The organism is Flavobacterium sp. B330r, assembly GCF_056824325.1.
This window is the reverse complement of record NZ_CP124860.1, coordinates 532,155-553,648: the sequence shown is the minus strand read 5'-3', so window position 1 is coordinate 553,648 and position 21,494 is coordinate 532,155. Positions and strand designations below refer to the sequence as shown.

The window sequence follows — 21,494 nt, the reverse complement described above, 5'->3', positions numbered from 1 at the left end:
TGTCATTTTAAAACAAAAAATAAAATGAACACACAACACTTATTGGATCAAATTGCTTTTATAAAAGAAATTGATAAAGTAAAATACATTCAGCGCAAGACAAAATTATTCAATAGCGACAGATGTGAAAATGATGCAGAACACAGTTGGCATTTGGCTTTAATGGCAATTGTTTTGGCAGATCATTCTAATGAACCGATTGATGTTTTGAAAGTCGTGAAAATGGTTTTGATACACGATATCGTAGAGATTGACGCGGGAGATGTTTTTATTTATGATACTGTAAAAAATCATGATAATACAGATGAAGAACGTTTGGCCGCAAACAGAATTTTTGGTCTTCTGCCTAAAAATCAAGCGGAAGAATTTATTGCAATCTGGGAAGAATTTGAAGCAGGAGAAACCAATGAAGCCAAATTTGCAAGATCTATGGACAGATTAGAGCCTTTATTGCAGAATACATCAAACAACGGCGGAACTTGGAAAGAGTTTGGAGTGAAGTACGATAAAGTTTATGAGAAGAAAAGCATCATTAAAAATGGTTCAGCATCTTTATGGAATTACGCAGAAGGTTTGATTAATGAGAGCGTTGAAAAAGGGATTTTAGAAAAATAATTTTTTACTCTTTTTTTAGCAATTATTGTACACAATCTTGTCATTTCGACGAAGGAGAAATCTTCGTAAGAAGCTCGACAAACAATGGCTTCTCGTTGCGGAGTTACTTGCGGAGATTTCTCCTTCGTCGAAATGACAAAACAATACGCAAAAAATATATACTAAGAAACTTTGTCAAAGTTCAAAACTTTGACAAAGTTGTAATGACAAGTGTAATTTCTACCCTTTAAATTGTTGAAAAGTTTAACAAATATCGGGCGATAAACTTTTTTTAAAGGACGTTAATTCGGGTTCTAATGGTTAAATTTGTGGAACTTCATAAACAAATTACCATTATGGAAGAAATGCTCTTTTATGATCGAATGCAATTTGCCTTCACGATTACTTTTCATTATCTTTTTCCGCAACTTACAATGGGTCTTTCGTTGATCATTGTGTACTTTAAGTGGAAATATCTCAAAACTAAAGACGAACAATACAATCACGCCACCCATTTCTGGATGAAAATCTTCGCCCTCAATTTTGCAATGGGAGTTGTAACCGGAATTCCGATGGAGTTTCAGTTTGGAACCAACTGGGCTAAATTCTCCGAATTAACAGGAGGAATTATCGGGCAGACATTGGCAATGGAAGGAATGTTTTCTTTTTTTCTTGAATCTTCTTTCCTCGGATTATTTTTATTTGGAGAAAAACTACTCGGACATAAATGGCATTTTGTAACAGGATTATTAATCATGATTGGTTCGTGGGCGAGCGGTTACTTAATTATTGCCACACATTCTTGGATGCAGAATCCTGTGGGTTACGAAATCTTAGAAAATGGAAAATTTGTACTCACAAATTTCAAAGCTTTATTTTTAAATCCGTGGCTTTGGCCTTCTTATTTACACAATCAAGCCGCTTCTTTGGTAACCAGTTCTTTTGTTGTAGCTGGAATTGGAGCTTTTTATATTTTAAGTAATAAAAATGTTTCTTTCGCGAAATTGTTCTTGAAAACAGGTGTTATTTTCGGATTGATTTCGAGTGTAATTGTGGCTGTTCCAACAGGAGATTTATTGGCTAAAAATGTTGTGAAATACCAACCGGTAACTTTTGCGGCTATGGAAGGAATTTTTCATACCGAGAAAAAAGGTTCCGAAATTGTTTTAATCGGACAGCCCGATGTAAAAGATAAAAAACTGGACAACAAAATTGCCGTTCCTAATATTTTGAGTTTCTTGACTTATGGAAATTGGGATCAAGAAATAAAAGGTTTAGATCAGTTTGAAGAAGACTTGCATCCAACTAATATTTCTGGACTGTATTATGCGTATCATATCATGGTTGGACTCGGAACGGTTTTTATCGGATTAATGGTGCTTTCGCTTTTTCAATTAATTAGAGGGAAATTGTTTGAAACTAAATGGATATTATGGTCTTTAATGTTCATGATGCCGTTTCCTTACATTGCCAATACAACAGGCTGGTATACGGCAGAATTAGGAAGGCAGCCTTGGTTGGTTTATAATTTATTACGAACTGCAGAGGGAGCTTCGCCAACGGTTTCATCGGGAAATACCTTGTTTACATTGCTTGGTTTTATTGGTTTATACCTTTTACTAGGAATGCTGTTTTTACTTTTAGTTGGAAAAATTATTAATAAAGGCCCTCATAATGTGGACCTTTCATCAGAAAAAATATAAGTATGGAATTTTTTTGGTACGTAGTTTTAATGGGAATTTTGGCTGTTTATCTGGTTTTAGATGGCTATGATTTTGGTGCAGGAATTATTCACTTATTTTTTGCCGATACAGAAAAAGATAAAAAAGCAATTACAAATGCCATTGGTCCGTTTTGGGATGCCAATGAAGTTTGGCTAATTGCGGCAGGAGGGGTTTTGTTTTTTGCCTTTCCAACTTTATACGCTTCTTCTTTTAGCGGATTTTATCTGCCTCTGATTATGATTTTATGGCTTTTGATTTTCCGTGCCATCGGATTAGAAATGCGTGGACAGATTCATAATCATATGTGGGAAAGTATTTGGGATAAAGCTTTCGGAATTGCGAGTCTGCTTTTGGCTCTTTTCTTCGGAATTGCTTTAGGAAATATTGTTCGAGGTGTGAATCTCGGAATGGTTCAAAACGGAGTTTCTACGCAGGAAGCGCATTATTTCTTTTTGCCTTTGTGGAATCCGACTTTTAGTCCGCAAGCAAATGAATTGGGAATTATTGACTGGTTTACGCTTTTCTTAGGAATTGTGAGTGTTGTGGCATTAACGATTCACGGTGCAAACTGGATTATTTACAAAACGAATTCGGCGCTGAATCCGAAATTGAAAAATGTAGTTTTTAAACTGAACTTTGTTTTGCTGATTTTGGTCTTTATTTCTTTAGGAATTTGGCATTTTATCGAACCAAGACCATTTCATAATTTTATTGAAAATCCGATTCTTTGGTTTTTTCCTTTAATGACTTTTGTTGGAATTGCGGGATTATTCAAAGTTCGTTCTTTCAAAAAAGATGGTCAAGGATTTATTTTTTCGACCTTATTTTTAGTTGGCGGATTTGCGTCTACAGCGGTTTCGATTTTCCCGAATGTTTTGCCATCCACCAATAAAGTAAATCCGTCTTTAACGATTTACAACACTGCAGCTCACGAATACGGATTAAACGCTGGTTTGAGCTGGTTTTTTATTGCTTTGTTTCTTGTAATTATTTATTTTATTATTCAATATCGCGTTTTCAGTGGAAAAATGGATGATATTGGATATGGAGAACATTGATTTTTTTATAGCCACGAATTCACGAATTTTAGTTTCAATATAAAATGAATTGCCTCCAGCTTTAGCTGGAGGTTTTTTGTTTGAATTTGAATTAGGCTTTAGCCAAACTTTACGATTTTGGCTAAAGCTTTTTTTTATATAGATTTGTTTACCTCCAGCTGAAGCTGGAGGCAATTTTTTTTAAAAAGCATCAATGAAAAAACAAATAATAGCATTACTTATTTTCTTATTTGGATCTATAAAAGCAGTTGCTTGCAGTTGTGATACACCTAAACCAATTTTAGAGTTTTATTCTTCCAAGTATGTTTTTGAAGGATTAGTAACACTTAAAAAAATTGCCAAAGATTCTGCTACTTATTCTATAAAAGTTAAAGTGCTCAAAAATTATAAAAAAGCTAATATTCCAAAAGAACTAAATTTTACATTTTACTACGAAAAAGTATACTCTGGTGGGAGTTCTTGTTATTCGGAAGTTTATAAGAATCAGAAATTACTAGTTTTTGCCTCTGAATATCAAGGAAAATTAGGTTTTAGTATTATGTGTTCCAATTCGCAGGTTATTCGGGAAAGAGGAATTGATCCTCGTCTGCAAAAGGTGTTGGATCATGGCAATGAATTTAAATTAGATAACTACATCTATGATCTTGACTATACGGTGAACAATGAATTTAATCCTACGAAACCAATTACCAATCTCGACTCCATTTTTAAAGATGCGAAAGCTATAAAATCTGATAAACCATTCGGGCTTTTTGCATTGTACATTAATAAAAAAGGAGAATTAGTTTCTGTTTTTAATTTTTTTGATTGGCATAAATCTTCTGAGGATTTTAAAATTGATCCGAATTTTGGTTTAATGACAGAATTTAATGTAAAAAGTAAAAGACCTATAACAGAATTTGAAATTTATGCTACAGAATTGCTCAAAAAAGTAAAGAGTTGGGAATTAAAAAGGAGTAAAGTAACACAAATTGCTGTTGATTACATGGCTTATATTTCTGTAGATTTTGATGAAAAGACTTCAAAATGGACTTATGAATTGAGATAAAGTTTTTATTTTAAAGTCAATTTGGCTTTAGAAAAATCATAAAGTTAGACTATGGCTTTTTTGCATTAGTACGAAAAACTTGTATTTTTACGAATCAAATAATTTTTCAAGAAATTTAAATATCTTTGAATTATGAGCACAACAGCAAAACCAAAACATATAGGAAGGAACATAAGCCGAATTAGAGAGCTTAAAGGAATGAAGCAGGAAGCTTTGGCAATTGCGATTGGGCTAAGCCAGCAAACTGTTTCGAATATAGAATCGAGTGAAACGATTGATAATGAGAAATTGACAGAAATTGCAAAAGCACTTGGTGTTTCTATTGAAGCAATTGAAAATTTTTCGGAAGAATCTGTCTTCAATTTCTTCAATAATTTTTATGATAATAGTTCAAGTCAAGGAAATAGTTTTAATCAAGGAATGTATGCGACTTTTAACCCTTTAGATAAAGTGGTTGAACTTTATGAACGATTGGTCCAAGCTGAAAAAGAAAAAGTAGAATATTTAGAGAAATTGCTTAAAAAGTAATAGAAAAACATAAAGAAAGAAATGAATTGCCTCCAGTTTTAACTGGAGGTTTTTTGTTTGAATTTGCATTGGGCTTTAGCCAAACTTTCCAGGTTTGGCTAAAGCCTTTTTTGTATACATTTGTTTACCTCCAGCTAAAGCTTGAGGCAATTGATTGAAAATTTTAAAGACTAAAACGTCATTTTACCTGAGTCTGCGTTAGGGATAGGAGCGGTATCTCGCGATTTAGAAAAACAAGGCTTTTTAGCCGTAGTTTTTGTTAATCGGGAATATAGCGGATAGCCCGGCCGGAGGCAACGCCCAAAAGAATCTTCTTACTTGAGATTTTTTTTTGTAAATAAAGTATAAGATAACTTTTACGAAAGATTTAATTACAACCGATAGTTATATTCTATAATGTTAATTGTAAGAAAAAAAAAGTGTTAATGCTTAATATTGCGTATCTAAGAATTTTTTCCCCCTAAGAATTTTTAGAAATTGATTTTTCACTAGAAGCTTAAATCTATTTTTACCTACTAAATTATTATGCCTTTAACAGTTTTTTCCGACAAGGTTAGATTTCGTTACAAATCTAAGAATTGGCAGTATCACTTTGATGAAATTAAAGAAATTGGACTGCTTAAAAAAAAGAAAAAATATTTTCTTGAAAACGGTGCTTTTTTAGCCGTAACCGCTGCAACATATTATTGCATGCTATTTTCCAATTTAATGGACTTGTATTACATTATTCCTGCAATTTTGTGCTATTCGTTTATTTTAGCTATGAGATTCGGGAACAAGGCCGAATTTGCCTATTTTGTTTTTGTAAAAGATATTTACCAGAACAAAATAAGGACTAAAATTGCCGCCAAAGACCGCATATTGGTTGGCAAGCAGATCGATTCTTACTTAGATCTTCAGTTTGAAAGAAGTGTAAAAAGAACTGCTTAAAAAAAATCAGAGATGTTTATATTCAGTATTTCCCGTTATGATTGCATTTTTCATAATGGCAGCTTTGATGTACGGTTATTTTATCATTACACAAAGAAAAAATTAACAAAACGCTGCGACATAAGTCTTTAGTTATGAAGTAGTTTTATAATTTCCCAATAAAAATAATAGTATAGTCTTGCCGTTACATTCTAACGGCTGGCTGTTTTGACTATACATGACCACAAATCAGAAATAATATGGCCACAACAATTAAAAGTAAAATCAAAAATATTAGAGAGTTAAAAAATTATACTCAGGAATACATGGCAGAAAGATTAGGCGTAACCCAAGCTGGTTATAGTAAAATTGAAAAAGGAAAGACTTCTTTGAGTTACGAAAAATTGGTTGAAATAGGAAGAATTTTGGATGTAAGCGTAGAGGATATAATTAGTTTTGATTATGATAAATACTTTAATAATTACAACAAAATAACAGGAAACAATAACGGTAGTATTTTGATTAATGCCGATAATTCTTCAGTTTTGAAGGAGCTTTATGAAGATAAAATTCAATTGCTTGAAAAACTGCTTTCGAGAACTGAAATCGAGCTTGAAAGATATAAAGATAAATTTGGAGAAATCTGAAGGTTTTAGTTTCATCTTTGTCAAAGTTTAAAACTTTGACAAAGATTACTCTACAAGTGAAACTAAATAAAGCGTTGAAATTCTTTTTAGAATAAAACTTCTTTGGCAATGATATAAAATCCCATTACGAGCACAAACCACCCAAAAAGAGGTTTTAATTTTGTGCCGTCCATTTTTTTTGAAAGCTGGCTTCCAATAAACATTCCGATTAAAGCCATTGCAGAAACGCTTAATAAGAAAGTGTAATTTATTGGTGTCCCAATGTATAGATCGCCAGCAAAACCTATTGACGAATTAATAGTGATGATTAATAATGAAGTTCCAACGGCTTGTTTCATGGGCAGATTGGCAAAAAAAAGCAAGGCAGGAATAATTAAGAATCCGCCGCCTGCACCTAGAAATCCGGTTACGATTCCGACCAAAAAACCTATAAAACTCAATTGCGAATAATTAGTATCTGTTGATTTAATTTCGGACTGATTTTTTTTAATCATAGAAATGGCTGCCGTAATCATTAGGATAGAAAAGATGATCATAATTAGAAAATCTTTTGAAACGGTATAGGAAGCAACAGAAAACAAAGTCGATGCAATTTGCGGAAATATGACTTCACGAATTATTAAAATCGAAATAACTGAGGGAACAGCAAAGTACAAAGCCGATTTCAGTTTTAGATTTCCCATTTTATAATGGCTGTAACTTCCAAATAAAGCGGTTAATCCGACAATAAATAAAGAATAAGAAGTGGCTTGATCGGGATTTACTTTAAATAAATAAACTAAAATAGGAATAGTAAGAATAGAGCCTCCGCCGCCTATTAAGCCAAGCGAAATTCCGATTATGATTGAGGCAAAAAATCCTAAATATTCCATTGCATTTGTTTTGATGCAAAGTTGCCTCGGAATTTAGAAATCTACAGTAACATTTATCACAGACCTAAAATAATTTTACCATTAAGATATTAAGGAAATTAAGCTATGCTTTCTTAATGAAACTTTTAAAGGTTAAGTAATATTAAGCGATCCAACTTAATTAACTTAATATCTTAATGGTTAAAATTTAGCAATTCAATCTGGTTTCGGTTGAGTTTGACCAAACCGCGTTGTTCCATTTTTTTGAGTAATCTGGAAACGACTTCTCGCGAAGTATTTAATTCGGTTGCGATTTCCTGATGCGATAAATTTACCTCAGAACAGCCACAGGCATCAGAATGTCTTTTTAAGTAGAATTCTAATCTTTCATCCATAGAACGGAAAGCGATATTGTCTACCACTTCGAGAACTTCTTCAAAACGGCTTCGGTAGGTTTCAATTACAAATTCGTACCAGCTTCTATGTTCCATCATCCATTTGTCCATTAATTGCAACGGAATCATCATAACAGTAACATCCTCAACCACTTTTGCCATAATCTGGCTTTTTTCGCTTTTTGCTGTACAAATCATTGATATCGCACAAGCTTGTCCAGGCTGCAAGTAGTACATTAAAAACTCTCCGCCGTCTTCACCTTCGCGATAGATTTTGATTTTACCTTTAGTTATCAAAACTGTATTTTTAATATACTGACCGGTACGCATTAAAATGGTTCCGGCTTCAAAATCTTGAAGGCTTCCGTTTTCTTCTATCGTAGCAATGAGTTCGTTCGAGAAATTAGGAAAGATGGTTTTTAATGAATGTTGCATATTGTAGATTTTTTTTGCCATCAATTGCATTAATTCAAAACAATTAATTATTGAGAATTCGTGTAATTGGTGGCGAATATTTTTATCAAAATCGGATAAAAATATAGGATTGTTTGCAAAGATAAGGGTTTGGAATGGGAATAATTATCAGAAAACTAGATTTAAGATTAATTTTATGTAAATGAAAAAATCCTATTTTCTATCGATTTTGTAGGCTGAATTTTTAAAAATAGTAACTAAATTTGTAATTCACTGATTATAATACTTTCTCTAAAACGTTTTCTGAGAATAATAATCGAAATCGCATTTGGTACGTTTTTTATATAAAGAAACGTCGTAATTTTACAAAAACACATTTTATTATGAATTTATCACAAGAAGATTGGGTTGCTCAGTTAGAAGCTGACGAAAATGCAGTTATACTTGACGTAAGAACTGAGGACGAATTTAATGATGGCTATATTGAGAATGCTCTAAATATTGATATCAATAAAGGGCAGGCTTTTATTTATGAGATTGAAGAATTAGACAAAAATAAAAACTATTATGTATACTGTCGTTCTGGGGCTAGAAGTGCAAAAGCATGCCAGATTATGAACGAGTTGGGTATCGAAAACGCCTACAATCTACTTGGAGGAATCCTAGATTGGGAAGGTGAAACAGTACAACCATAAATGAAGAAGAGGCAATAAAAAAGCCTCTTTTTTCTTTTGAAAATAAAATTACCAGACCATTAAACAAACCAAATTATGAGTTTTATACCAGAAGAATATCAGATTAATAGTCTGATAAATCAAGATACCTATCTTGTAAATGGAGAATTGAAACAATGGACAGGGCAAACCACACCTGTGTTTTCTACTATTTCTTCAACAGAAAAGTATTCGCCGACTTTATTAGGATCTATTCCTTTTATGGGAGAAAAAGAAGCAGCAGAAGTTGTCGAAGCTGCTACCAATGCATACGATATGGGACAAGGCTTATGGCCGACTATGAAAGTAGTTGATCGTATTAAATGCATGGAAAAATTTGTGAAACAAATGAAAGAAACCCGCGAAGAAGTAGTGAAATACTTAATGTGGGAAATCGGAAAGTCATTAGGAGATTCGCAAAAAGAATTTGATAGAACTGTAGAATATATTTACGATACTATTGCCAGCTACAAAGAATTAAACGGACGCAGTTCGCACTTTGAAAAAGTGCAAGGTGTAAACGCCATGATTCGCCGTGGACCTCTTGGAGTTGTATTATGTCTTGGACCTTACAATTATCCTTTGAATGAAACTTTCTCATTGTTGATTCCTGCCTTGATTATGGGGAATACTGTGATCTTCAAACCAGCTAAACATGGTGTTTTATGTATTTCGCCATTATTGGAAGCTTTTAGAAGCAGTTTTCCTAAAGGAGTAATCAATATTGTTTATGGAAGAGGACGCGAAGTGGCTTCTCCGATTATGAAATCTGGAAAAATAGACGTTTTAGCTTTAATTGGAAACAGTAAATCGGCAATTGCTTTACAGGATCAGCATCCAAACAAAAATAGACTGCGTTTAATTTTAGGTTTAGAAGCTAAAAATCCAGCAATTATTCTTCCAGATGCCGATTTAGATTTGGCTATTCAGGAATGTATTACAGGAAGTTTGTCTTTTAACGGACAACGTTGTACTGCTTTGAAAGTGTTATATGTTCACGAATCGATTGCTGAAGAATTCAATAAACGTTTTTCTGAAAAAGTAGACAGTTTGCTTTTTGGAAATCCGTGGGAAAAGGGAGTTGCTCTAACACCGCTACCAGAAACCGACAAACCAAAATATATTCAAGGCTTAATTGATGATGCTCTTCATAAAGGAGCTAAAGTCATTAATGAAAAAGGAGGAAAACATACTGATAACTATATTTTTCCAGCAGTTTTATATCCAGTAAATAAAGAAATGCGTGTGTATCACGAAGAACAGTTTGGGCCAGTTGTTCCTGTACTTTCTTTCAAAGATATTAAAGAACCATTGAAAGATATGGCAGAATCAAATTACGGACAGCAAGTAAGTTTGTTTGGTAAAGATATAAAAACTCTTGCACCGCTAATTGATGCTTTAGTTAACTTAGTTTGTAGAGTAAACCTCAACAGTTCTTGCCAAAGAGGGCCAGATGCTTTCCCTTTTACAGGAAGAAAAGATTCTGCTGTAGGAACTTTGAGTATTCCAGATGCTTTACGTTCTTTCTCAATTCGTACGTTTGTAGCTTCAAAAGATATCGATTATAATAATGAGATTCTGCAGGAATTGCTTAACAGCAAAGAATCGAATTTTATTAATACAGATTATATTTTGTAGTATCAAGGTTATATATTAATTGTAGATGCCGTCTATTCCTTTTGGTGATAGACGGTTTTTCTTTTTAAAGATGCTAAGTTTCTAAGGAGCTAAGATTCTAAGTTTTTTTGTAAAAGTTTGATGTAAAATGTAAAATGAAGTTTTTCTGCATCTCACATCTCACATTTCACCATTTACAATTCACATCTTACAATTCATCATTAACAATTAATAATTAAATTTGTAACATTGTTTTAAAACAGCAGTCTTATACATCAAACAATTTAAAGACCTAAGAATTATTTATGAAAAAGAGATTTTTGCAATTTGCATTAATAGCATTCGTTCTTTTTGCCCAAGATACTATTGCTCAAGAGCTTTACATGCCTCGAAATATAAAAAAAGCCTATGAAAATGGAACACGTTCTAAAGACGGAAAACCAGGCGCAAACTATTGGCAGAACCGTGGAAAATATAATATGGAAATTTCAGTTGATCCGAAAACGAGATTGGTTAGTGGAACTGAAACCATTATTTACGAAAACAATAGCAAGGATACTTTAAGAAACTTAGTTATTCGTTTTGTAAACAACCTTCACAAGCCTTCTTCTCCAAGAGGAGGTGAAGTAAGCAATGATTTTTTAAGCGATGGATTAACAATTACTTCATTGAAAGTAGAAAATGAAGTGTATAAAGAAGACGCTAAAAACTGGGGAACTGTTGGAAATATAAAATTGCAAAAACCAATTTTACCCAATTCAAAGACCATTATAAATATTCAATGGAATTATCCTTTGTCTAAAGAAAGCGGTAGAGAAGGCCAGATTGACGAAACGACATTTTTTGTAGCGTATAGTTATCCTCGTGTTTCAGTTTTTGACGATTATAATGGATGGGATAGATTACCACATACAGATCGCCAAGAATTTTACAATGACTTCAATGATTATGTTTTTTCTGTAAAAGCACCAAAAAACTACGTGGTGTATGCAACTGGAGATTTATTAAATCCAGATGAGGTTTTGCAACCTGAATTTGCTTCACGCTTAAAAAAATCATACACAACAGATGAAATTCTGCATATTGCAAACGAACAGGAAATGAAAAGCGGAATCGTAACTAAACAATACGATTGGAATGTCTGGAAATTTGAAGCTAAAAACATAACAGATGTGTGCTTTGGTTTAAGTGATCATTATTTATGGGACGCTAGTAGTGTTGTAGTGGATAAGAAGACAAATCGTCGCGCGAGCGTTCAGGCGGCTTATAATGTTAAAGGAACCGATTTTGTGAATTCGGTAAAAAATAATCAATATGCTTTAGATTGGTTTTCTAACAATTGGCCAGGAGTTCCGTATCCATTTTCTAAAATGACGGCTTTCCAAGGTTTTGCCGATATGGAATATCCAATGATGTGTAACGATTCTGAAATGGGAGATCCTATTTTTGCACAGTTAGTACAAGATCACGAAGTAGCGCACACTTATTTTCCTTTTTATATGGGAATCAATGAAACGCGTTATGCCTTTATGGACGAAGGTTGGGCAACAACTTTTGAATATTTAATCGGAATTGCTGAACATGGTAAAGAGGCTGCCGATAAGTTTTATAAAGAATTTAGAGTGAAACATTATATAAGCGATCGATCTTCAGAACAAGATCAGCCCATTATAACAATGTCTACACAGGTTTCTGGCGCAGGTTATGGAAATAATTCTTATGGTAAAGCTTCTCTTTCTTATTTGGCTCTAAAAGATATGTTAGGAGATGAAATGTTCAAAAAAGCGCTTCATTTTTATATGGATACTTGGAACGGAAAACATCCTATTCCGTGGGATTATTTTAATTCATTTAATACAGCAGCAGGAAAGAATTTAAATTGGTTTTTTAATAATTGGTTCTTTACTAACAATTACATAGATATTGCTGTAAAAGGTCTTTCTTCCGATAAGAAAACCATAACAATAGAAAACATTGGAGGTTTTGCAATTCCTTTTGATGTTGTAATTACGTACGCTGATAAGTCAAAAACAATTTTGCATCAAACGCCAGCGATTTGGGAGAAAAATCAAAAAATAGCTAGAATAATTTTGAAAAGCGCAAAAAAAATCGAAAAAATTGAGATTGATGGTGGAATATTTATGGATGCAACACCAGAGAACAATGTTTTAAATGTTAAATAATTGAATTAAATTTAACTAAATAAATTAAAGCGTCACTTTGTTTTAGCAAAGTGACGCTTTTTGTTTAAAATAATTAAAAATATTCAAGTTACGGAAAAACAGCACAAATATTTCTCGGAAAAATATTACGTTTGCCAAATACTAAAAATACCACCAAATCTAATGAAGAATACTTTTTTTCTGATTGCTTTGCTAAGCAGTCTTCAGTTTTTTGCGCAGAATGATCAAAAAGCAGCGTTTCAAAAAAGTAAATATGAACTAGCTGTTTCTTACTACAAAAAAGCCGATTTTGTAAAAGCTATCGACTTATTTTCTTTGGCTGCAAAGATTAAGCCGGACAACGAAATTGGAAAAGATGCTGTTAATAAAGTAGATACTTTACGTGAAATTTTAAGAAAAGAAATTCTAAGTCAAGCAATTGGAACTTGGAGAAGAACTGGAAGTCAGCCAGTTTGGTCTGCGGCAACAGCAGTTACCGCCAGTCAATCTACTTTTGATGAAGTGGTCGAAATTAAAGAAAATGAGATCTTGTTTTACGAGGTCGACAAAAAAACAAAAGTAAAGAAACTTCTTAAAACTGAAAATTTAGTTTATAATGATGCCAAAAGTACGGTCTCATTATTTTCAGAAATTATTCTTTCTGATGGAACAGTTTGGAACTGTAGTCTTAATGAAAAGTCAGATGTATTGCATGTTGTTAATGTAGCTGTTAAAACAGAAGAGGGAATAAAAAAGATACAAAGTGATAATGAGGAAAATTATTACGTTAAAATGTAAATGATAAATAAAAAAAGGGAATCGATTGATTCCCTTTTTTATTATGAGTTTTATAGAAATTTAAATCCAATGGAGAGATTGGTAACTCCAGTTTTAATTTCACTGCTAGAGGCATCTATATCACTAAGTCCAGCAAGATATCTAACATCAAAAGTTAGTCTCCAGACATCCACTCCAACACCTCCAAGAATGCTATGATTATTTTTTTCTATAGCTATAGAATTGAGATTATTGCTGGTACTTATGTCTGAATAATTTTTCCAGTTGTATCCCACAAAAAGCCTCACATTTCCGAGTTTTCCAAGCGGAATAATTTTAAGTCCTGCAATTAATGAAGCATCTGTTCCTGATAGTTTAAATTCGGTTTCTCCCACGCCGTTTTGGTATACGCTAAAATTAGTTTGACCATATCCAAATTCGCCCTGGGCATAAAAAAGTGCAAGGTTTAATCGGCCAAATGCGGCAAATCCAATTCCTGTATTCGTATGATCGGAACTGAAATTTTTGGCATTGACAGAAGTAATGCTTGTAGAAAACTGCGGCCCGATTTGTATTAATTGCGCAAATCCATTGGCACAAATACATAAAAATGTTGCTAAAAGGAATTTTCTCATAACGGAATTTATTTGATTTTGGTACTATAAAAATAATCATAATAGATTAGAATTGAATGATTTGTCTGATTTATTTTTCTGTAAAGTTTTGATAATTAATCAGATCAAGATTTCTGGTTTGTTTTTTTCGATTAAATCAAAATGAATTAATTTTGAGAAGATTTAATACATTAAAATGAAAGTTAAAACAATAAACCCTAGTGATACTTGGCCAATAAGACACGAAGTAATGTGGCCAGACCAGCCTTTTGAGTTTGTACAGCTTGAAGAAGATAATTTAGGAATTCATTTTGGAGTTTTTGAAGAAGATAAATTGGTTTCTATAGTCTCTTGTTTTATGGAAGAAAAAGAAATGCAGTTTAGAAAATTAGCTACTTTAGAAGAGTATCAAGGTAAGGGAATTGCGTCTCATCTTTTAAAGTATATTCTAGAATTTGCAAAGGAAAAAGGTGTAGAAAAAGTATGGTGCAACGCCAGAACCAATAAAAAATCATTTTATGAGAAGTTCGGAATGATAGATACTTTTAAAACTTTTGTAAAATCAGGACAAGAATTTACGATTATGGAAATTTTGCTTTCTTAATTGTGAAGTTTAAGTTGTTGATTTTTAATGTTGTAAATAAGGATTTTAATTTTGAAGTAAAGTGATTAATAAAAATTAAGAGAATGAAAACGTTTTCGTTTTATGGAACTGTTAAACCTTGTTAAAAATTCTTTTTTTGTTTTAATTCTTTTACTACTTTCGCACCGAAATGAGAAAGTTAATAGTATTTTTAGTATTCATGAATATGCTTCTGTTTGGCGGAGGCCAATATTTGAATGCAAATACTTTTGGTGCTCATACTCACCATCACCTACAGAAACATAGAGTTAAGTTTACTAATCAAGATCGTGGAACTTCAACAATTGAAGAAGCTACAGATATTGATTTAGAAGAAGATCTTGTTGGAGGTGAAGATGTTGATTTACTTACGAACAAATATTTTACTGCTTCGTATAGTTTGGTAGACGCTTTGTATCTGGCACTTTCAGATCAGTCTGCAGCGAATGATTCCAATCGTTTAAAAATTTCTACGCCTTTATTCGGGCATTCAAATCCTATCTATATTACTCAACGAGTATTAAGAATTTGATTCTAAAGTATACATCGGTTACCTGAGTTTTGATCTCTGCGTATCTTGCTGTTGTATATTTTTTCTACTTCTGCTTATATAAAGTTAAGGTCTGGGCTAAGGCTGACTGATGCATTTTAACATCCAAAAGGAATTTTCATTCCAAAGCATTCAATCGCTTAATTTCCAAACTAAATCATGAAAAAAATTATTGTGTTCACAGGCTTAATGGCCTTGGTGTGCTTAACGAGCTGTACATCTAAAAAAGAAGAAAAAGAAGAAGTAGAAAAATTCACCGTTACTAATCCAGTAAGAATCGATACTTCATTTACAAAAGAATACGTTTCACAAATAAAATCGGTTCGTAATATCGAACTTCGCGCCCAAGAAAAAGGGTTTTTACAAAATATATATGTTGACGAAGGACAGTTTGTAAAAAAAGGACAGCTGTTGTTTAAAATTATGCCAAACATGTATCAGGCAGAATTATTAAAAGCGCAGTCAGAACAAAAATCTGTAGAAATTGAATTGCAAAATTCAAAATTACTGGCAGATAAAAATATCGTTTCTAAAAACGAATTAAGTGTCGCTCAGGCAAAATTGCAATCTGCAAAAGCTGAGGTTGCGCTGGCAAAACTTCATTTATCATTCACAGAAATCAGAGCTCCGTTTGACGGAACAATCGACCGTATTCCTTTAAAACTAGGAAGTTTAATAGATGAAGGAGAATTACTGACAAGTCTTTCGGACAACAGTCAGATGTTTGCTTATTTCAATGTTTCTGAGCCAGAATACATTAGTTATGAAACAAATATTAAAGACCGTGCAGATAACAAAGTGAATTTGGTTTTGGCTAACGGAGATATTTTTAAAGACAAAGGAAATGTTGAGGTAATCGAAAGTGAATTCAACAACGAAACCGGAAACATTGCTTTTAGAGCAAGATTCCCTAATTCTGGAAAATTACTTAGAAATGGCGAAACAGGCCAAGTTCAGATGAATGTTCCTCTTAAAAATGCTATTGTGATTCCGCAAAAAGCGACTTACGAAATTCAAGACAAAAAATATGTTTTTGTAGTTGGAAAAGACAATAAAGTAAGTTCTAGAGAAATCACTATTACTGGCGAAATCCCTGATTTATATGTAATCAAAAGTGGTCTTACAGAAAATGATAAGATCTTGCTTGAAGGTGTTCAGAAAGTAAAAGAAAACGACAAAATTAAATTCGATTACGAATCTCCTAAAGAAGTAATCAATCATTTACGCTTAAAAGCAGAATAGTTTTTTGTTTTAATAGTTTCAAGTTTCAGGATTCAAGTTACGTACTGAACCTAAAACTTGAAATCTGAAACTTGAAACATTTTAAACTTCAATAAGTTTAATCATTTAAAAAATATAAAAATGTTTAATAAATTTATTCAAAGACCTGTTCTGTCGATAGTAATATCGTTGATTATTGTCTTTTTAGGGGTATTGTCGGTTTTAAATTTACCAATTACACAATTCCCTACAATTTCACCTCCAATGGTGAATGTTACCGCAGATTATCCTGGATCTAACGGTGAATTGATGGTTAAGGCTGTTGTTATTCCTTTGGAAAGAGCCTTAAACGGAGTTCCAGGAATGAAATATATGGCTTCAGATGCTGGAAACGATGGTGAAGCTACGATAAAAGTAGTCTTTAACTTAGGAACAGATCCTAATCAGGCAGCAATTAACGTTCAAAACCGTGTAGCTTCTGTTACCAATAAACTTCCTCCTTTAGTAATTCGTGAGGGTATCAAAATCACTCGTGAGGTACCAAGTATGTTGATGTACGTGAATCTTTACAGTACAGACAAAAATACCGACATGAAGTTCTTATATAACTATGCCGATATCAACGTTCTTTCTGAATTGAAAAGGGTAAATGGTATTGGTTCTGGAGATATCTTAGGAACACGTGAATATGCAATGCGTATCTGGCTGAAACCAGACCGTATGCTAGCTTATAAAATTTCTGCTGATGAGGTAATGGAAGCATTATCTAGTCAGAGTTTGGAAGCTTCTCCAGGTAAAACGGGAGAAAGTTCTGGTAAACGTTCTCAAGCATTTGAATATGTATTAAAATATTCTGGACGTTTTACAACAAAAGAACAATACGAGAACATTGTAGTAAAAGCAAATCCAAACGGAGAGCTTTTAAGATTGAAAGATGTTGCTAAAGTTGAATTTGGAAGCTCGATGTATGATATCTATTCTAATTTGAATGGAAGACCATCTGCGGCGATTGTATTAAAACAATCTTTTGGAAGTAACGCGAATCAGGTTATTGAAGAAGTAAAAGCAAAACTAGAAAAAATCAAACAAAGATTCCCTAAAGGAATGGATTATGAAATTTCGTATGACGTTTCTAAATTCCTTGATGCTTCTATCGAAAAAGTAATTCATACTTTGGTTGAAGCATTTATCTTAGTTGGTTTAGTAGTATTCCTTTTCTTAGGAGACTGGCGCTCGACGGTTATTCCTGCAATTGCAGTACCGGTATCGTTGGTTGGAACTTTTGTATTCATGACATTCTTTGATATTTCATTGAACTTGATTACGTTATTTGCCTTAGTGTTAGCAATTGGGGTCGTCGTCGATGATGCGATTGTGGTTATTGAGGCCGTTCACGCCAAGATGGAAGAGGAACACCTCTCGCCATTTAAAGCGACTAAAAAAGCAATGCACGAAATTGCGGGGGCAATTATTGCGATTACTTTCTTGATGGCTGCGGTATTTATTCCTGTTGCCTTTATGTCTGGTCCTGTGGGAGTTTTCTACAGACAGTTTTCTGTAACTATGGCAACGGCGATTATCCTTTCTGGTATTGTGGCTTTAACATTGACGCCGGCACTTTGTGCGATGATGTTAAAAAACAATCATGGCGTGCCTAAAAAGAAAACACCTGCAAATAGATTTATTGATGCTTTCAACGAAAAATTCAATTTAGCGCAAGGTAAATATCAGAACTTACTGGGCAAAATTGTTGACAGAAGAGTAGTTACCATTGTAGCGCTTCTTGGTTTCTGTGCTGGAACATGGATCATCAGTAGTAATGTGCCTTCAGGATTTATTCCGAATGAGGATCAGGGAATGTTTTATGCGGTAATTCAGACACCGCCAGGATCTTCTTTAGAAAGAACAAATAATATTGCAGAACGAGTTCAGAAAATTGCTGAGGATATTGACGGAGTAAAATCGGTTTCTTCATTGGCAGGTTATGAAATTTTGTCTGAAGGTACTGGAGCTAACTCAGGGACGTGTTTGGTTAACTTGAAAGACTGGAGCGATAGAAAAGAATCTGTTTTGGAGATCATGCACGAAATGGAGGAAAAATGTAAAGATATTGCGGGGGCAAATATCGAATTTTTCCAACCGCCTGCTGTACCTGGTTATGGTGCTGCCGGAGGATTTGAGCTTCGTTTGTTAGATAAAACTGGTTCTGTTGATTATAAGAGAATGGAACAGGTAAACAACGATTTTGTGGCTGAATTGAACAAACAACCAGAACTATCAAACGTATTTAGTTTCTATAGCTCTAGTTTCCCTCAATACATGATGAAAGTCGACAATGATTTGGCACAGCAAAAAGGGGTTTCTATCGAAAACGCGATGAATACTTTGTCAACTCTTGTGGGAAGTAACTACGAAATCAGTTTTATCAAATTCGGTATCAACTATAAAGTAATCGTTCAGGCTTCGCCAGAATATCGTGCACAGCCAGATGATATCTTAAAATTATACGTAAAAAATGATCGTGATGAAATGGTGCCTTTTTCTGCTTTCATGAAATTAGAAAAAGTATATGGACTTTCAGAGATTACACGTCATAATATGTATACCTCAACACAAATTAGTGGTTCTCCAGCTGCAGGTTATAGTTCTGGTACAGCGATTAAAGTAATTCAGAGAGTAGCTGCCGAAAAATTACCAAGAGGATATGACATTGACTGGGCTGGTATTTCTGCCGATGAGGTGGCTCAGGGTAATCAGGCAATTTGGGTATTCTTAATCTGTTTAGGATTCGTTTACTTGGTATTAGCCGCACAGTACGAAAGTTTTATTTTGCCATTGTCAGTAATTCTTTCTTTGCCAGCAGGTATTTTTGGAGCTTTCCTTTTATTGAAATTAACAGGATTAGAAAACAATATTTATGCACAAGTTGCCATGGTAATGCTTATCGGATTATTAGGTAAGAATGCCGTGTTGATTGTAGAGTTTGCGATCCAAAGGCATGCAGCCGGTAAGTCAGTTTTAGATGCTGCAATGGAAGGGGCAAAAGCAAGGTTCCGTCCGATTTTGATGACTTCGTTTGCATTTATCGCAGGTTTATTACCGCTTGCTTTTGCAACGGGTCCTGGTAAAATTGGAAACAGAACCATTGGTACTGCAGCAGCTGGAGGTATGCTTATCGGAACCATTTGCGGTGTATTTGTAATTCCAGGCTTGTATTTCATATTTGCTAAAATTGCTGAGAAACACAAATTGGTAAAACATGAAGAAGAAAACCCATTAACAGAAGAAATTGACAACAATCATGTATAAAGTTAAATCATATCAATATAGTATTGCGTTTGCTGTATGTCTAGCAGTTGCAGGGTGTAAAACCCCTGCACCTGAGGCAGCAGTTACTACCAGTACACCAGTTCCAGAATCGTTTGGCTCAACAGTTCAGACTCAGGATGCAAACAGCAATACGGCAGCATTAAACTGGAAAGATTATTTTAAAGATCAGAATCTAGTTGATTTAATAGATACGGCTCTTAAAAACAATCAGGAATTAAATATCACTTTGCAGGAAATTGAAATTGCAAAAAATGATATTCGCGTTAAAAAAGGACTTTTATTGCCAACTGCAGGCTTACGTGCCGGAGCTGGAGTAGAAAAAGTGGGTAGATATACCAGTCAAGGTGCGGGTGATGCTACCACAGAGATTAAACCAGGGGTAGAAACTCCAGATCCGCTAGGAGATTTTACGATTGCAGCTTACGCAAATTGGGAAGTAGATATCTGGAAAAAACTGCGTAATTCTAAAAAAGCAGCTTTAAATAGATATTTGGCTACAGTAGAAGGTAAAAACTTTGTAATTACAAACCTCATCGCCGAAGTTGCTGATTCGTATTATGAATTACTAGCTTTGGACAATCAGTTGGATATTGTAAAACAAACGATCAAATTGCAGACTAACGCTTTAGAAATTGTAAAAGTTCAAAAACAAGCCGCAAGAGCAACTGAACTGGGAGTTAAGAAATTCGAAGCTGAGGTTTTAACTTCGCAAAGTATGGAGTTTGATATTTTGCAGCAGATAAAAGAAACTGAGAATAAAATCAACTTTTTGTTGGGTAGATACCCTCAGGAAGTAAAAAGAACAAGCAGCACTAATTTCTTAAGTTTATTGCCAGCTTCTGTAAGTTCTGGAATTCCGTCTCAATTGTTACAAAACCGTCCAGATGTTAAACAAGCAGAATTAGAATTAGTAGCGGCAAAATTAGATGTAAAAGTGGCTCGTGCCGAGTTTTATCCATCTTTGGATATTACGGCAGCGATAGGAGTACAGGCTTTCAAACCTTCTTATTTATTCACTATGCCAGAATCGTTATTGTATTCTTTGGCTGGAGATCTTGTTGCTCCTTTGATTAACAGAAATGCGATCAAAGCAGAGTTTGCAAGTGCCAATGCCAAACAAATTCAGGCTTTGTACAATTACGATCGTACAGTTTTGAATGCTTATCTAGAAGTTTCAAACCAAATGTCTAAGATTGAGAATCTTCAAAAAGGATACGATCTTAAATCGAAACAAGTTGATGCTTTAAATACTTCGATTGATGTGTCAAACGATTTGTTTAAATCGGCTCGAGTAGATTATTTTGAGGTTTTGATGACGCAGAGAGACGCATTAGAAGCGAAATTAGAATTAATTGATACTAAAAAAGAACAGTTGAATGCTGCAGTTCATGTCTATAGAGACTTGGGTGGCGGATGGAAATAATATTGCCAATTAATTTGTAGAAAGAAAGCCTTTTGGGAGTAAAATCCTGAAAGGCTTTTTTGTAAGAAAATTATCTTATATTTGCATTTCACTGTTCTGAAAAAAAAGTGACCATAAACCTCGGAAGCTATTATTTAGTTTTCGGGTTTTTTTTTGCCTTTTAAATTTTTACCTATTGTTAAATTTTAATATTTTTCTTACTTATATAAACGGTCTTATTATATTTACAATATAATTATGTAATATTTTATTTACTTAAATACCACTTCTCATTTATTGATTAAGGTTATAAAATCT

Annotated in this window: 19 protein-coding genes; 16 read left to right on the top strand and 3 right to left on the bottom strand. The window is 33.6% G+C overall.

The genetic code is table 11. The features are described 5' to 3' along the window. The first annotated feature begins 24 nt into the window (after positions 1–24). The 7 genes from QLQ95_RS02415 (at position 25) to QLQ95_RS02385 (ending at position 6,508) form a co-directional block, all read left to right on the top strand. Positions 25–615 carry an HD domain-containing protein gene (locus tag QLQ95_RS02415; protein WP_482502476.1) on the top strand — a complete coding sequence of 197 codons (591 nt, stop codon included), beginning with the start codon at positions 25–27 and terminating at the stop codon, positions 613–615. Between the two features lie 335 nt (positions 616–950). Then, entirely contained in the window at positions 951–2,297 is a 1,347-nt protein-coding gene (locus QLQ95_RS02410) for a cytochrome ubiquinol oxidase subunit I (RefSeq protein WP_428237660.1), read from the top strand. Between the two features lie 2 nt (positions 2,298–2,299). Next, on the top strand, positions 2,300–3,376 hold the full coding sequence (cydB, locus tag QLQ95_RS02405; protein WP_427874860.1) for a cytochrome d ubiquinol oxidase subunit II: 1,077 nt from the start codon (positions 2,300–2,302) through the stop codon (positions 3,374–3,376). A 193-nt stretch (positions 3,377–3,569) separates the two neighbouring features. Next, positions 3,570–4,424 (top strand): hypothetical protein, encoded by an 855-nt coding sequence (locus tag QLQ95_RS02400; protein WP_095929065.1) that lies wholly within the window; start codon positions 3,570–3,572, stop codon positions 4,422–4,424. Positions 4,425–4,556: 132 nt separating this feature from the next. Next, positions 4,557–4,952, top strand: a complete 396-nt coding sequence (locus QLQ95_RS02395) for a helix-turn-helix domain-containing protein (RefSeq protein ID WP_095929064.1) — start codon at positions 4,557–4,559, stop codon at positions 4,950–4,952. A 525-nt stretch (positions 4,953–5,477) separates the two neighbouring features. Next, a complete protein-coding gene (locus QLQ95_RS02390; RefSeq protein WP_482502475.1) occupies positions 5,478–5,882 on the top strand; it encodes a hypothetical protein in 405 nt (134 codons plus the stop codon). A gap of 239 nt (positions 5,883–6,121) precedes the next feature. Beyond that, positions 6,122–6,508 carry a helix-turn-helix transcriptional regulator gene (locus tag QLQ95_RS02385; RefSeq protein WP_095929062.1) on the top strand — a complete coding sequence of 129 codons (387 nt, stop codon included), beginning with the start codon at positions 6,122–6,124 and terminating at the stop codon, positions 6,506–6,508. An 86-nt stretch (positions 6,509–6,594) separates the two neighbouring features. Here QLQ95_RS02385 and QLQ95_RS02380 read toward each other — a convergent pair whose 3' ends face one another. Together QLQ95_RS02380 and QLQ95_RS02375 are read right to left on the bottom strand one after the other, a co-directional pair. Then, positions 6,595–7,380, bottom strand: a complete 786-nt coding sequence (locus QLQ95_RS02380; protein ID WP_428237636.1) for a sulfite exporter TauE/SafE family protein — start codon at positions 7,378–7,380, stop codon at positions 6,595–6,597. 173 nt (positions 7,381–7,553) lie between these two features. Beyond that, positions 7,554–8,189: a Crp/Fnr family transcriptional regulator gene (locus QLQ95_RS02375; protein WP_250837022.1), complete on the bottom strand. Its 636-nt coding sequence runs from the start codon at positions 8,187–8,189 to the stop codon at positions 7,554–7,556. 362 nt (positions 8,190–8,551) lie between these two features. On the opposite strand from QLQ95_RS02375, the gene QLQ95_RS02370 reads away from it, so the two are divergent. From QLQ95_RS02370 to QLQ95_RS02355, 4 genes are all read left to right on the top strand, one after another. After that, a complete protein-coding gene (locus tag QLQ95_RS02370) occupies positions 8,552–8,863 on the top strand; it encodes a rhodanese-like domain-containing protein (protein ID WP_095929060.1) in 312 nt (103 codons plus the stop codon). Positions 8,864–8,938: 75 nt separating this feature from the next. Continuing rightward, entirely contained in the window at positions 8,939–10,519 is a 1,581-nt protein-coding gene (locus QLQ95_RS02365) for an NADP-dependent glyceraldehyde-3-phosphate dehydrogenase (protein WP_379796738.1), read from the top strand. Between the two features lie 284 nt (positions 10,520–10,803). Continuing rightward, positions 10,804–12,681 carry a M1 family metallopeptidase gene (locus tag QLQ95_RS02360; protein WP_482502473.1) on the top strand — a complete coding sequence of 626 codons (1,878 nt, stop codon included), beginning with the start codon at positions 10,804–10,806 and terminating at the stop codon, positions 12,679–12,681. Positions 12,682–12,843: 162 nt separating this feature from the next. Then, the gene (locus QLQ95_RS02355; protein WP_095929057.1) at positions 12,844–13,458 is read left to right on the top strand and encodes a hypothetical protein; all 615 of its coding nucleotides are present in this window, start codon (positions 12,844–12,846) and stop codon (positions 13,456–13,458) included. 50 nt (positions 13,459–13,508) lie between these two features. Here the strand turns inward: QLQ95_RS02355 and QLQ95_RS02350 are convergent, their stop codons facing one another. Then, positions 13,509–14,072 carry a porin family protein gene (locus QLQ95_RS02350; protein WP_095929056.1) on the bottom strand — a complete coding sequence of 188 codons (564 nt, stop codon included), beginning with the start codon at positions 14,070–14,072 and terminating at the stop codon, positions 13,509–13,511. A 175-nt stretch (positions 14,073–14,247) separates the two neighbouring features. Between QLQ95_RS02350 and QLQ95_RS02345 the strand changes: the two genes are divergently transcribed. From QLQ95_RS02345 to QLQ95_RS02325, 5 genes are all read left to right on the top strand, one after another. After that, the gene (locus QLQ95_RS02345) at positions 14,248–14,655 is read left to right on the top strand and encodes a GNAT family N-acetyltransferase (protein ID WP_095929055.1); all 408 of its coding nucleotides are present in this window, start codon (positions 14,248–14,250) and stop codon (positions 14,653–14,655) included. Positions 14,656–14,824: 169 nt separating this feature from the next. Continuing rightward, entirely contained in the window at positions 14,825–15,205 is a 381-nt protein-coding gene (locus QLQ95_RS02340) for a hypothetical protein (RefSeq protein WP_095929054.1), read from the top strand. Positions 15,206–15,382: 177 nt separating this feature from the next. Then, complete coding sequence (locus QLQ95_RS02335; RefSeq protein WP_248727796.1) at positions 15,383–16,465, top strand: efflux RND transporter periplasmic adaptor subunit; 1,083 nt, start codon at positions 15,383–15,385, stop codon at positions 16,463–16,465. Between the two features lie 120 nt (positions 16,466–16,585). Continuing rightward, a complete protein-coding gene (locus QLQ95_RS02330) occupies positions 16,586–19,753 on the top strand; it encodes an efflux RND transporter permease subunit (protein WP_427874850.1) in 3,168 nt (1,055 codons plus the stop codon). Next, the gene (locus QLQ95_RS02325) at positions 19,746–21,197 is read left to right on the top strand and encodes a TolC family protein (RefSeq protein ID WP_482502469.1); all 1,452 of its coding nucleotides are present in this window, start codon (positions 19,746–19,748) and stop codon (positions 21,195–21,197) included. Before QLQ95_RS02330 ends, QLQ95_RS02325 begins: the two co-directional genes overlap by 8 nt. Positions 21,198–21,494: the final 297 nt, after the last annotated feature.

Bases quoted from the DNA above. Each gene is read 5' to 3' on its own strand.
- QLQ95_RS02370 (WP_095929060.1), top strand. From the start codon at position 8,552: ATGAATTTATCACAAGAAGATTGGGTTGCTCAGTTAGAAGCTGACGAA.
- QLQ95_RS02395 (WP_095929064.1), top strand. From the start codon at position 4,557: ATGAGCACAACAGCAAAACCAAAACATATAGGAAGGAACATAAGCCGA.
- QLQ95_RS02415 (WP_482502476.1), top strand. From the start codon at position 25: ATGAACACACAACACTTATTGGATCAAATTGCTTTTATAAAAGAAATT.
- QLQ95_RS02410 (WP_428237660.1), top strand. From the start codon at position 951: ATGGAAGAAATGCTCTTTTATGATCGAATGCAATTTGCCTTCACGATT.
- QLQ95_RS02360 (WP_482502473.1), top strand. From the start codon at position 10,804: ATGAAAAAGAGATTTTTGCAATTTGCATTAATAGCATTCGTTCTTTTT.
- QLQ95_RS02355 (WP_095929057.1), top strand. From the start codon at position 12,844: ATGAAGAATACTTTTTTTCTGATTGCTTTGCTAAGCAGTCTTCAGTTT.
- QLQ95_RS02340 (WP_095929054.1), top strand. From the start codon at position 14,825: ATGAGAAAGTTAATAGTATTTTTAGTATTCATGAATATGCTTCTGTTT.
- QLQ95_RS02335 (WP_248727796.1), top strand. From the start codon at position 15,383: ATGAAAAAAATTATTGTGTTCACAGGCTTAATGGCCTTGGTGTGCTTA.
- QLQ95_RS02385 (WP_095929062.1), top strand. From the start codon at position 6,122: ATGGCCACAACAATTAAAAGTAAAATCAAAAATATTAGAGAGTTAAAA.
- QLQ95_RS02390 (WP_482502475.1), top strand. From the start codon at position 5,478: ATGCCTTTAACAGTTTTTTCCGACAAGGTTAGATTTCGTTACAAATCT.
- cydB (WP_427874860.1), top strand. From the start codon at position 2,300: ATGGAATTTTTTTGGTACGTAGTTTTAATGGGAATTTTGGCTGTTTAT.
- QLQ95_RS02380 (WP_428237636.1), bottom strand. From the start codon at position 7,380: ATGGAATATTTAGGATTTTTTGCCTCAATCATAATCGGAATTTCGCTT.
- QLQ95_RS02350 (WP_095929056.1), bottom strand. From the start codon at position 14,072: ATGAGAAAATTCCTTTTAGCAACATTTTTATGTATTTGTGCCAATGGA.
- QLQ95_RS02375 (WP_250837022.1), bottom strand. From the start codon at position 8,189: ATGCAACATTCATTAAAAACCATCTTTCCTAATTTCTCGAACGAACTC.
- QLQ95_RS02330 (WP_427874850.1), top strand. From the start codon at position 16,586: ATGTTTAATAAATTTATTCAAAGACCTGTTCTGTCGATAGTAATATCG.
- QLQ95_RS02365 (WP_379796738.1), top strand. From the start codon at position 8,939: ATGAGTTTTATACCAGAAGAATATCAGATTAATAGTCTGATAAATCAA.
- QLQ95_RS02325 (WP_482502469.1), top strand. From the start codon at position 19,746: ATGTATAAAGTTAAATCATATCAATATAGTATTGCGTTTGCTGTATGT.
- QLQ95_RS02400 (WP_095929065.1), top strand. From the start codon at position 3,570: ATGAAAAAACAAATAATAGCATTACTTATTTTCTTATTTGGATCTATA.
- QLQ95_RS02345 (WP_095929055.1), top strand. From the start codon at position 14,248: ATGAAAGTTAAAACAATAAACCCTAGTGATACTTGGCCAATAAGACAC.